Raw genomic sequence first — 11,844 nt, 5'->3', positions numbered from 1 at the left:
GTGCGCCTTCCTCACGGAAGGACTTTTAAAGGAACCTCATCCACCGTGATGATGGACGGGGTGTCAACATATCTGGCGTTGACTTTTGGCACGCTGTTGAGTTCTCAAGGAACGGACGCTTCCTTCGTACTCACCCGCAGTGATATTTACTGGGGCTTTCCTCCGGGCGCTTCCCTTCGGTGTTTCCAACCTTACCAGATCCGATTTCCGTTCCGTTTCCGGTTCGGAATTCGTTTCCGGCTCCCTGTTGGAGCGGGGTTCCGACTTTATCAGAAGTTTTCGGCGCGACGTTCGTCGGCTTTTTCTTCCGAAAGAGTCGGGGCGCTTCGCTATGAATCGATATTCATCGATGTTCACTGGCCGAAGCTGGTCAGATACTAACCGTTGCGGAGCCCCTGGTCCAAACCAGGTTCCCCTCGCAACCGTTCGAATCTACCTCCCCCCTCGGCCCGTGTCAACGGGTTTGCGGGGAGAAGAGAAGACTACCAGGTCTCGCGGGTGCCGAAGACCGACGGCGGGTTCTCCAGCTCCTCCAGCTCGACGCCCGGGGCCGACAGGACGACGTCGCCGGCGAGGTGGACGGTGTGCTGCTCGCCCGTGTCGAGGGCGCTGACCTGGTACTCGTCCACGTCCAGGGTCCCGTTGTCAGTGGGGTGTGCTGTCCTGGCGACCAGGGCCCAGGATTGGTCGACGGTGAGGGGGGCGAGCACGGGGGGTGTGAAGCCGACGAGCCGGACGCGTACGGGGGCGTCGCCCGGGGCCAGGCGCAGGCGGCGGGCGACGGCGACGTAGAAGGCGGGGGACGCACCCGTGAAGGCGTGGGCGCGGACGTTGCCCTCGGTGGCGTGTTCGCCGGTCGGGTCGGTGCGGACCCAGGTCACGCCGTCGAGGGCGGCGCCGCGCACCTGCCAGTCCCCGGCCTTGAGCTGCAGGCGGATGGGGCGGCCGAGATCGTCGATGGCGAGGTCCACGGCGCCGGCAGGGGCGCCGGAGGGGGTGGTCAGCTGCGAGACGTAACGCCAGCCGGTGGGGCCGGTCGCGCACTGGAAGTGCTCGTCACCGAGGGGGGAGTGATCGTGGGTGTCGTACAGGGAGTAGCGGCCGCGGGGCATGGTGGGGTCCTTGGTGCGAACGGCGCAGGCCCCCGCCGGGAGGACGGGGGCCTGGCCTTCGGGTCATTCGTTGTCTACCGGCTGCTGCTCCTGCTGTGGAGCTCAGTAGCGGTAGTGGTCGGGCTTGTACGGGCCCTCGACCTTGACGCCGATGTACGCCGCCTGCTCCGGGCGGAGCGTCGTGAGCTTGACGCCGAGCGCGTCGAGGTGGAGGCGGGCGACCTTCTCGTCCAGGTGCTTGGGCAGGACGTAGACGTCGGTCGGGTAGGACTCGGGCTTGGTGAAGAGCTCGATCTGGGCCAGGGTCTGGTCCGCGAAGGAGTTGGACATCACGAAGGACGGGTGGCCGGTCGCGTTGCCCAGGTTCAGCAGGCGGCCCTCGGACAGGACGATGAGGGTCTTGCCGTCGGGGAAGGTCCAGGTGTGGACCTGGGGCTTGACCTCGTCCTTGACGATGCCGGGGATCTTGGCGAGGCCGGCCATGTCGATCTCGTTGTCGAAGTGGCCGATGTTGCCGACGATGGCCTGGTGCTTCATCTTGGCCATGTCCGAGGCCATGATGATGTCCTTGTTGCCGGTCGTGGTGATGAAGATGTCGGCGGTCTCGACGACCTCGTCGAGGGTGGTGACCTGGTAGCCGTCCATGGCGGCCTGCAGGGCGCAGATCGGGTCGATCTCGGTGACGATGACGCGGGCGCCCTGGCCGCGCAGGGACTCGGCGCAGCCCTTGCCGACGTCGCCGTAGCCGCAGACGACCGCGACCTTGCCGCCGATCAGGACGTCAGTGGCGCGGTTGATGCCGTCGACGAGGGAGTGCCGGCAGCCGTACTTGTTGTCGAACTTCGACTTGGTGACCGCGTCGTTGACGTTGATCGCGGGGAAGAGCAGGGTGCCGGCCTGGTGCATCTCGTACAGGCGGTGGACACCCGTGGTGGTCTCCTCGGTGACGCCGCGGATCTCGGACGCCAGCTGCGTCCACTTCTGCGGGTTCTCGGAGAGGGTGCGGCGCAGCAGCGTGAGGATCTGGGCGTACTCCTCGCTGTCGGCGGAGGCCGGGTCCGGCACGGCGCCGCCCTTTTCGAACTCGACGCCCTTGTGGACGAGCAGGGTGGCGTCACCACCGTCGTCGAGGATCATGTTGGGGCCGCCGGTGGCGGCGTCCGGCCAGGTCAGCGCCTGCTCCGTGCACCACCAGTACTCCTCCAGCGTCTCGCCCTTCCAGGCGAAGACGGGCACGCCCTGCGGGTCCTCGGGGGTGCCGTTCGGGCCGACGGCGACGGCGGCGGCCGCGTGGTCCTGGGTGGAGAAGATGTTGCAGGACGCCCAGCGCACGCGGGCGCCGAGGGCGACGAGGGTCTCGATCAGAACGGCCGTCTGCACGGTCATGTGCAGCGAACCGGTGATGCGGGCGCCCTTGAGGGGCTGCGCCGCCGCGTACTCCTTGCGGATCGCCATCAGGCCGGGCATCTCGTGCTCGGCGAGGGTGATCTCCTTGCGACCGAAAGCCGCCAGCGACAGGTCGGCGACCTTGAAGTCCTGGCCGGTGGTCGTAGTCATACGGCTGCTCCTCCTGAGGGGCGAGCGGAGTGGGTACGTACGGCTGTGCATGCGGTCGGTCAGCACGGTAACGACACCCGTGCCGTCACCTGGCCGCAGCCCAGTCCGTCGGAGGCCCTCTCTCCCTCGGCCGGTCCGGCGTACGGACCGCCCGACCGCCATCAGCAGCGACGTCTGGCTCTGGCACGAATCTACACCGGGACCCCTGCCGGGCCCCAGCCCCTTCGGGGCGGCTTCCGGACGCGCGCGACGACTGCCTCCCTTGGTGCGGCCGGGTGTTGCAGGATGCGGGGAGCGAGGAGTCGTGCGCGGATCCGGGCAGATCCGGAAGGGATCCGGCAGACGCGGCAGACCCGGAGGAGCCGGGGTGAGGAGATCCAGGTGAGGAGATCCACGTGACGTCACCGACCGGTCCGCCCGGCGCCGCGGGGGCGGGCGGCGGGCGGCGGCTGCGGCTGATCGCCGTGACCGCGTGCCCGACGGGCATCGCCCACACGTACATGGCGGCGGAGAAGCTGGTCCAAGCGGCGGAGGCGCTCGGCCACGAGATGAAGGTGGAGACGCAGGGCTCGATCGGGGCCGAGAACGTTCTGACGGACAACGATGTCAGGCGGGCGGACGGCGTCATCATCGCGGCGGACAAGGAGGTGGACCCCGCCCGGTTCGCCGGCAAGCGGGTGCTGACGGTCGGGGTGGCGGAGGGCATCCACCACCCGGAGCAGCTGATCGAGCGCGTCCTGCGCGCTCCGGTGTACGCGCCCGCGGGCGCGGGCGGGGCGGTCCGGGGGCCCGAGCAGGCGCCGGGCCGGGGCGGGCGGGCCCGGGCAGTGGTCTACCGGGCGCTGATGAACGGCGTCTCGTACATGATTCCGTTCGTCGTCGTCGGCGGTCTGCTGATCGCGGTGTCGCTGGCGCTGGGCGGGCAGCCGCGGCCCGACGGCGGTCTGGTGATCCCCGCCGGTTCCTTCTGGAAGCACGTCAACGACATCGGGGCCATCGGCTTCACCCTGATGGTGCCGGTGCTCTCCGGCTACATCGCGTACGCCATCGCCGACCGTCCGGCCCTGGCGCCCGGCATGGTCGGCGGCTGGATCGCCAACACCGGCGCCCTGTACGGCTCGAAGTCGGGGGCCGGCTTCATCGGGGCGATCGTGACGGGCTTCCTCGCCGGCTACCTGGTCCTGTGGATCAAGAAGATCAAGGTGCCGAGGTTCGTCCGTCCCATCATGCCGATCATCGCCATCCCGGTGGTGGCGACGTCCGTCCTCGGGTTGTTCTTCGTCTATGTGCTCGGCCGTCCCATCGCCTGGCTCTTCGAGCACCTGACCGCCTGGCTGGGCGGGCTGACGGGGGCGAGCGCCGCGCTGCTCGGCGCCGTGCTGGGCCTGATGATCGCCTTCGACATGGGTGGTCCGGTCAACAAGACGGCCTTCCTCTTCGGCGCCGGGCTGGTCTCCGCCAACCCCCACGTCATGGGCATGTGCGCGGCGGCGATCCCGGTGCCGCCGCTGGGGCAGGGGCTCGCGACGCTGCTGCGGCGCGGGCTGTACACCGAGCAGGAGCGGGAGGCCGGGCTCGCGGCGCTGTTCATGGGCTTCTTCGGCATCACCGAGGGCGCGATCCCCTTCGCCGCGGCCCGCCCGGCCCGGGTGATCCCGGCCAACATGGCGGGCGGCGCGGTGGCCGGGGCCGTGGCGGGGCTGGCGGCGGTCGCGGACCGCGTGCCGCACGGCGGCCCGATTGTCGCGCTGCTCGGCGCGGTCGACGGCGTGGCGATGTTCTTCGTCGCGATCGCCGTCGGTGCGGTGGCGACGGCGGTGATCACCGTCACGCTGCTGGGCGTGGGCGGGGCGCGCCCGGCCGAGCGGGGGCTGGGGCCTGCGCGGCCGGCGACAGCGCCGGTGACGATGCGCGGGCCGGCCCCGCCCGAGGTGCTCTCCGGCCACCTCACCGGGCGCACCGTGCGCCCCGAGCTCGCCGCCGGCACCAAGGAGGAGGCCGTTCGCGAGCTCGCCGGGCTGCTCGCGGCCAGTGGCGAGGTGCGCGACACCGAGGAGCTGATCCGTGCGGTGCGCGCCCGCGAGGAGGTCGGCACGACGGGCCTGGGCGAGGAGATCGCCGTCCCGCACGCGAAAACCTCGGCGGTGACCGCGCCGGTGGTCGCCTTCGGGCGGTCCGCGCGGGGCATCGAGTGGGGCTCGATGGACGGCACCCGGGCCCGCCTCGTCTTCATGATCGCGGTGCCGGACGGGGACGCGGCGGACGAGCACCTGCGCATCCTGGCGAAGCTGGCGCAGCGCTTGCTGGACCCCGACTTCCGCGAGCGGCTGCTGGCAGCCGCGGACGTCGATGAGATCCTGCGCGTCCTGGCCGAGGTCCGCTAGGCAGCGCCCCGTAGGGGCGCGGGGAATTGCGCGATCGGCCACCGACGGCCCGCAGTCGACGCGCCACCCCGAGGTCCGGGGTCCTGAGCGCCGCACTCCGCCTGCGGGCGCGTCGTGGCTTGTCGCGCAGTTCCCCGCGCCCCTACGGGGCGCTCCGGTTCGCGGTCCGCCGCAGCGCGCGGGCGCTCCCCTGGGAAGCGGGGTCACCGCCCCGGAGGGGCTCAGTGGCCCGGGCCGCCCGGGGTTGCTGCCGGGTCCTCGCCTGCTGCTGCGGCGGTCTCGCTGTAGATGTCGGGTTCCAGGTAGATGACCCGGGCGATGGGCACGGCCTCGCGGATGCGGGCCTCGGCCGCGTCGATGGCCCGGGCCACCTGGGCGGCCGTGTCCTCCGCCGGGACGGCGATCTTGGCGGCGACCAGGAGTTCCTCCGGGCCCAGGTGCAGGGTGCGCATGTGGATGACGCGGGTGACGGTCGTGCCGTCGACGGCGGCGGCGCGGATCCTGGCGACCTGGTCGGGGCCTGCGGCCTCGCCCAGCAGCAGGGACTTGGTCTCCGCGGCCAGGACCAGCGCGATCAGGACCAGCAGGGTGCCGATGCACAGGGTGCCGATGCCGTCCCAGACGCTGTCGCCGGTGGCGACGGTCAGGCAGACGCCGCCGAGGGCGAGCACGAGGCCGACGAGGGCGCCGAAGTCCTCCAGGAGGACGACCGGCAGCTCGGGGGCCTTGGCGGTGCGGACGAAGGAGCGCCAGGACTGCTGGCCGCGCAGTTCGTTCGACTCCTTGATCGCCGTGCGGAAGGAGAAGCCCTCGGCGACGACGGCGAAGATCAGTACGCCCACGGGCCAGTACCAGTGCTCGAGCGGGTGCGGTTCCTTGATCTTCTCGTACCCCTCGTACAGCGCGAAGACGCCGCCGATGGTGAAGAGCACGATGGAGACGAGGAAGCCGTAGACGTAGCGCTCGCGCCCGTAGCCGAAGGGGTGCTCCTCGCTGGCCTTGCGGCGCGCCTTGCGGCCGCCGACCAGCAGCAGTGCCTGGTTGCCGGAGTCGGCGACCGAGTGCACGCCCTCGGCGAGCATCGACGAGGACCCGCTGAAGGCGAAGGCGACGAACTTCGCGGCCGCGATGGCCAGGTTCGCGCCCAGCGCGGCCACGATGGCCCTGGTTCCGCCCGATGCGCTCATGGGTGTGCTTCGTACCTTTCGATCCGTCCGGAGGCCGTGCGGCTCAGGCCGCCCGGCCGACCGCGGCGCGGAAGACGATTCCGTCGCCGCCGAGTTCCACGCGCTCGCCGGCGCGTACGTAGGCCGACTGGCCGCGGACGAGGGTCAGCTCGCCGCCGTCCGGGGCGCGCAGGACGGCCGTGCCCGCCGTGCAGAGCAGGATCTGCGGGCCGCCGGTGCCGGCCAGGGGGCGCGGGGCGGCGTCCGGGGCCAGGGCGTGCCGGGAGAGGGCGAACTCTCCGGCGGGCGTCACGTACTCCTCCGTCCCGTCGGCGTCGGCCTCGGGCCGCAGGACGCCGGGCGCGCCGGCCTCGAACCGGACCACGCGCAGCAGCTCGGGCACGTCCACGTGCTTGGGGGTCAGGCCGCAGCGCAGGACGTTGTCGGAGCTGGCCATGATCTCCACGCCGACGCCCTTGATGTAGGCGTGCGGGACGCCGGCATCCAGGTAGAGGGCCTCGCCGGGCTGCAGGACGACGTGGTTGAGGAGCATGGCGGCGATCACGCCGGGGTCGCCGGGGAAGTGCCGGGCGAGGGAGGCGTACGCCGCGTAGGCGCCGCGGTGCGGGCCGCTGTGCCCGGCGAGCCGCTCGGCGGCGGCCGCCGCCTGGTGCACGGTGTCGGCCATGGCCGCGCGGTCGGCGCGCAGCACCGCCGTGAGGACCTCGCGCAGCGCGGCCTCCTCGGGGTGGGCGTGCAGCAGGTCGACGTACGGCTTGAGGGGGTCGACCTCCAGGGCGGCCAGCAGCTCGGCGGTGGCGTCCGGGGTGCGGAAGCCGCACAGGCCCTCGAAGGGGGTGAGGGCGCAGATGAGCTCGGGCTTGTGGTGGGCGTCCTTGTAGTTGCGGTGGGGGGCGTCGACGGGGATGCCGCGGGCTTCCTCCTCGGCGTGCCCGGCCCGGGCCTGCGCGGGGTTCGGGTGCACCTGCAGGGAGAGCGGGTCCGCGGCGGCCAGCACCTTCATCAGGAACGGCAGCCGGGGGCCGAAGCGGCGCACGGCGTCCGGGCCGAGCTCGCCCTCGGGGTCGGCGGCCACGACGTCGCTCAGGGCGACGGGGCCCGCCCCGCGGTCGACGTGGGACGGGGCGCCGGGGTGCGCGCCCAGCCACAGCTCGGCCTGCGGCTCACCGGTGGGTGCGACGCCGAGCAGCTCGGGGATCGCGGTGGTCGAGCCCCAGGCGTAGGGGCGCACGGTATTGACGAGGCGGTCCATGGGGCGGTTCCTGCTCCAGGCTGGGGGCTGGGGGCTGGGGGCTGGGGGCTTCCTGTTCTCGGGCGGCGGCTGCGGCGGCGGCTTGCGACGACGTACGACGACAGGTCCACGGCCTACGGCGTCGAGGCGAGCGCCAGGTAGACGGCGGCGAAATCGGTGATGGCCAGCAGCTCGGCGGCGGTCTCCAGCGGGCTGCCCTCGCCGGCCTCCAGCTCGCTGACGGGCGTGTCGCGGTGCAGGGCGAGCTCGCGGGCGGCGGGCGCGGGCGAGGTGACGGCGGGGGTGCGCTCCCGGACCAGGAAGACGCGGGCGTGCAGCGCCTCCGGCTCCTCGACACGATCGCGGAAGAAGTCCTCCGGGTCGGCCCCGGCGGCCAGTTCGCCGGAGAGCAGGGTGCCGTGCTCGGTCAGCGCCTCGGGCAACTGGGCCGCCAGCGCGGGGCGCCCGGCGAGGGCGGCGAGGACGGTCGCGAAGCGGCGGCCGGCCGCGGCGGCGAGCGCGCCCTCCGTCCAGATCAGCGGCAGGGTGTCGGCGAGCTCGGCGGCGAGCGTCTTGGCCGGGTTGCCGTACGTGGCGATGGCCGGGCCGCAGCGCTCGGCGATGTGGTCGAGCCGGTCGGCGAGCGCGTCGAGGGCGGCGGGCGGGGCCTCCATCAGGCCGATGCGGTCGGCGAGCGAGAGCAGCGGGGTGAGCAGCGACCACAGGGTGCCGGGCCCGCTCGGCAGGACGGGCGGTGCCTCGTCGGCCGAGCCGCCGGCCATGGTCTCGTACGGGGTGGTGGTCAGCGGCACCGCCAGTCCGCGGACCTGGGCGGTGGCGTCGGCGAGCGGGGAGCCGGCCGGGGAGACGCTGACGACGGTGCAGCCGCGGCGGTAGGCCTGCTCCAGGAGGACGGCCAGGCCCGGTTCGGTGCCGTCGGGGCTGGCGACGAGCAGCAGGTCGAGCGGGCCCGTCCAGCCGGGGAGGTTCCAGCGCAGCGCGCCGGGGGCCGGGGCGACGCCGGAGGGGCGGATCAGGGTGACCGGGCAGGTGTCGCCGGCGAGGGCGCCGAAGAGGTCCGCGGTGGACTCGGCGGCCGGGCAGGGTCCGGCGACCAGGACGGCGCGCGGGCGGCCGTCCGGGCGCAGGTCCGCGAGGCCGGCCTCCGCGGCATTGCGCACGGCGGTGCGGACGCGGGCGCCGGATTCGGCGGCGCCGCGCAGGAGGCCGTGCAGGTCCGCGCGGGAGAGGCCGTCGGGGTCATCGAGGAGGGACTCGTCGAACACCGTGTGATCAGCCTCCGGTGGCCGTGGGGGTGGGATGCCTGCGCCTGACGGCGGCGGGACTCAGGCGGGGCGGCGCGCCTCGTCCACGAGGAGGACGGGGATGCCGTCGCGGACGGGGTAGGCGAGGCCGCAGCCCTGGCCCTCGCACACCAGCTCGGGGGTCTCCTCGGAGGCGGTCTCGTCGCGGAGGGGGGCGTGGCACGCCGGGCAGGCGAGGATCTCCAGGAGGCCGGCTTCGAGCGGCATGGGGCGGTTCCCTTCGGGGCGAGCGGGTGCGGTGTGCGGTTCTGTGAGGTCAGGGTAGCCCTTGGGCGCGGGGTGGGTGTTCTTTCCCCGACCCCGTCCCTTCCCGAAACCGGGGGCTTCGCCCCCGGGCCCGGAATCCGGCTCGTCTCAGGCGCGGACGATCGCCAGGACCTCGTCGCGCAGGCGGGCGACCGTCTCGGCGTCGCGGGCCTCCACGTTCAGGCGCAGCAGCGGTTCGGTGTTGGAGGGGCGCAGGTTGAACCACCAGTCGTCGGCGGCGACGGTCAGGCCGTCGAGCTCGTCGAGCCGGACGCCCTCGCGGCCCTCGTACGCGGCGCGGACGGCGGCCGTGCGCCCGGCCTGGTCGGCGACGGTGCTGTTGATCTCGCCGGAGCCGGCGTAGCGGTCGTACTGGTGCACGAGGTCGGAGAGGGTGCCGCCCTGGCCGCCGAGGGCGGCCAGCACGTGGAGGGCGGCCAGCATGCCGGTGTCGGCGTTCCAGAAGTCGCGGAAGTAGTAGTGGGCGGAGTGCTCGCCGCCGAAGATGGCGCCGGTGCGGGCCATCTCCTGCTTGATGAAGGAGTGGCCCACGCGGGTGCGTACGGGGGTGCCGCCGTGCTCCTTCACGACCTCCGGCACGGAGCGGGAGGTGATCAGGTTGTGGATGACCGTGCCGCCGGGGTGCTTGGCGAGCTCGCGGGCGGCGACCAGGGCGGTGATGGCGGAGGGGGAGACGGGCTCGCCGCGCTCGTCGACGACGAAGCAGCGGTCGGCGTCGCCGTCGAAGGCGAGGCCGATGTCGGCGCCGGTCTCGCGGACCTTGGCCTGCAGGTCGACGATGTTCTTGGGGTCGAGGGGGTTGGCCTCGTGGTGGGGGAAGGTGCCGTCGAGCTCGAAGTACATCGGGACGAGGTCGAGCGGCAGGCCCTCGAAGACGGTGGGCACGGTGTGGCCGCCCATGCCGTTGCCGGCGTCGACGACGACCTTCAGCGGGCGGATGCGCTCCAGGCCGACGAGGGAGCGCAGGTGCGCGGCGTAGTCGGCGAGGACGTCACGAGTGGTGACGGTGCCGGGGGTGGCGGCGGGCGCGGGGGCGCCCTCCTCGGACCAGCGCTCGGCGAGGGCGCGGATCTCGGCCAGGCCGGTGTCCTGGCCGACGGGGGCGGCGCCGGCGCGGCACATCTTGATGCCGTTGTACTGGGCCGGGTTGTGACTGGCGGTGAACATGGCGCCGGGCAGGCCCAGTTGGCCGCTGGCGAAGTAGAGCTGGTCGGTCGAGCAGAGCCCGATCGAGGTGACGTCCACGCCGCGGGCGGCGGCGCCGCGGCCGAAGGCGGCGGCGAGGCCGGGCGAGGAGGGGCGCATGTCGTGCCCGACGACGATCGCCCGGGCATCGGTGACCTGGGCGAAGGCGGCGCCGAAGAGCTCGGCCAGGGTCTCGTCCCACTGGTCGGGAACGACGCCGCGCACGTCGTACGCCTTCACGATCTGCGACAGATCAGCCACAGCCAACCCCTCCTGCTTCCGGTTCGGGACAACAAACCTACCCGCCGTCACCGGTCGTGCATGACCGTGCGCCGCGGGCGCCGGCTCGTCACCGCTCGTCAGGAGTCCGGCGAGCGCAGGACCCTGAGGTGGCCGCGGCGGGCGACCTCCATCGGGTCCGGGCCCCGGCCGCCGGGTGCGACGGCGCCCGGAGCGGCGCCCGCACCTCCCGCGCGCTCCTGCGGCCGGGCGGCCTCGCGCACGGCGTTGGCGAGGGCCTCCAGGTCGTCGCTGCTGGGGCGGGCGGACCCGGTGTCCACGGCGAGGCGCACGACTTCCCAGCCGCGCGGCGCGGTCAGCCGCTCGGAGTGCTCGGCGCACAGGTCGTAGCAGTGGGGTTCGGCGTAGGTGGCGAGCGGGCCGAGGACGGCGGTCGAATCGGCGTAGACGTACGTCAGCGTCGCGACGGCCGGGCGGCCGCACGCGGTGCGCGAACAGCGACGTACAGGGCTCACGACGATGGACGGTACCGCACTCTTGAACGGGCCGCGACGACTCACCCCCACCTCACTCCTCCGTGTCGTCCCGGTTCGTCCTGTGGACGCCCTTGGCGAAGGCCCTGGTTGATCCCCTCGGGAGGCGGGGAACACATGTCCGGCGGCAAAGAAAACGCCCAAGGAAAGCGTCACCACTAGGTACACATAGTGTCATTCGGGATGCGAGCCCCGATCCCGCGGCTGGCTGTATTTGATCGCAGACATGGCCGGATCGCTCATCGGGCGACATGACGGGAGATGGGCGGCTGCTGCATACGGACGGTCGGCCGGCGGATACCCTCGGGGGTGATGGACACCCCCGTACCTCCCCCGGCCGCCGCCGGGGGCGCCCCCGGCCCGACCGGACCGCGACCGCGCCACCGCGACCGCCACGGACGCGGCATGCGCGGCCCCATCGCGCCCCCGCAGGTGCCGCTGTCGGCGACCAGGGCGGAGGCCTTCGTCGACCTCGTCCAGGACTCGGCCGAGCGGCTGGAGCGGCGCTGGCCGCAGCTGGCGTCCGTGGAGTTCCTGGTGCGCGAGGTGCCGGCCGGCGAGGACGCCGGGGCCGGCGACCCGCTGGAGGCGCTGCTGGACGGCGACTCGGTGCCGCTCGGCCGGTACGTGCCGGCGCGCGGCGGGGAGCCCGACCGCATCGTCGTCTACCGCCGTCCGGTGGAAATCCGCACCAAGACGCGGGACGAGCGCGCGCTGCTGGTCCACGAGGTCGTGGTCGAGCAGGTCGCCGAACTCCTCGGGCTCGCCCCGGAGTCCGTCGACCCGCGCTACGGCCAGGACTGACCGGCGACCACCGTCGCCG

Annotated in this window: 11 protein-coding genes; 3 read left to right on the top strand and 8 right to left on the bottom strand. The window is 73.0% G+C overall.

Translation table 11 applies throughout. The features are described 5' to 3' along the window. Positions 1–381 (top strand): hypothetical protein (locus tag ABD361_RS24230; RefSeq protein WP_344437878.1); only part of this gene is annotated, 381 nt, incomplete at its 5' end. Between the two features lie 101 nt (positions 382–482). Here ABD361_RS24230 and ABD361_RS24225 read toward each other — a convergent pair. Continuing rightward, positions 483–1,112 carry a hypothetical protein gene (locus ABD361_RS24225; protein WP_344437876.1) on the bottom strand — a complete coding sequence of 210 codons (630 nt, stop codon included), beginning with the start codon at positions 1,110–1,112 and terminating at the stop codon, positions 483–485. A 102-nt stretch (positions 1,113–1,214) separates the two neighbouring features. Further along, positions 1,215–2,669 (bottom strand): adenosylhomocysteinase, encoded by a 1,455-nt coding sequence (gene ahcY / locus ABD361_RS24220; protein ID WP_344437874.1) that lies wholly within the window; start codon positions 2,667–2,669, stop codon positions 1,215–1,217. A gap of 395 nt (positions 2,670–3,064) precedes the next feature. Between ahcY and ABD361_RS24215 the strand changes: the two genes are divergently transcribed. After that, complete coding sequence (locus ABD361_RS24215) at positions 3,065–5,053, top strand: fructose-specific PTS transporter subunit EIIC (RefSeq protein WP_344437872.1); 1,989 nt, start codon at positions 3,065–3,067, stop codon at positions 5,051–5,053. Between the two features lie 221 nt (positions 5,054–5,274). Here ABD361_RS24215 and ABD361_RS24210 read toward each other — a convergent pair whose 3' ends face one another. The 6 genes from ABD361_RS24210 to ABD361_RS24185 form a co-directional block, all read right to left on the bottom strand. Next, positions 5,275–6,240, bottom strand: coding sequence for a cation diffusion facilitator family transporter (locus tag ABD361_RS24210; protein WP_344437870.1), 966 nt, complete (start codon positions 6,238–6,240; stop codon positions 5,275–5,277). Between the two features lie 43 nt (positions 6,241–6,283). Continuing rightward, positions 6,284–7,492: a mannose-6-phosphate isomerase, class I gene (gene manA, locus ABD361_RS24205; RefSeq protein WP_344437868.1), complete on the bottom strand. Its 1,209-nt coding sequence runs from the start codon at positions 7,490–7,492 to the stop codon at positions 6,284–6,286. Between the two features lie 113 nt (positions 7,493–7,605). Then, a complete protein-coding gene (locus tag ABD361_RS24200; protein WP_344437866.1) occupies positions 7,606–8,757 on the bottom strand; it encodes an SIS domain-containing protein in 1,152 nt (383 codons plus the stop codon). A 60-nt stretch (positions 8,758–8,817) separates the two neighbouring features. Continuing rightward, positions 8,818–9,003: a Trm112 family protein gene (locus tag ABD361_RS24195; protein ID WP_344437863.1), complete on the bottom strand. Its 186-nt coding sequence runs from the start codon at positions 9,001–9,003 to the stop codon at positions 8,818–8,820. A gap of 147 nt (positions 9,004–9,150) precedes the next feature. Next, positions 9,151–10,509: a phosphomannomutase/phosphoglucomutase gene (locus ABD361_RS24190; protein ID WP_344437861.1), complete on the bottom strand. Its 1,359-nt coding sequence runs from the start codon at positions 10,507–10,509 to the stop codon at positions 9,151–9,153. A 98-nt stretch (positions 10,510–10,607) separates the two neighbouring features. Further along, positions 10,608–11,054, bottom strand: a complete 447-nt coding sequence (locus tag ABD361_RS24185) for a DUF3499 domain-containing protein (RefSeq protein ID WP_344437859.1) — start codon at positions 11,052–11,054, stop codon at positions 10,608–10,610. Between the two features lie 279 nt (positions 11,055–11,333). Between ABD361_RS24185 and ABD361_RS24180 the strand changes: the two genes are divergently transcribed. Continuing rightward, positions 11,334–11,825, top strand: coding sequence for a metallopeptidase family protein (locus ABD361_RS24180; RefSeq protein WP_344437857.1), 492 nt, complete (start codon positions 11,334–11,336; stop codon positions 11,823–11,825). Positions 11,826–11,844: the final 19 nt, after the last annotated feature.

It is taken from the genome of Streptomyces luteosporeus (assembly GCF_039532865.1).
GTDB classification, from domain to species: Bacteria; Actinomycetota; Actinomycetes; order Streptomycetales; family Streptomycetaceae; genus Streptomyces; species Streptomyces luteosporeus.
This window is presented reverse-complemented; position numbering and strand designations above follow the sequence as displayed.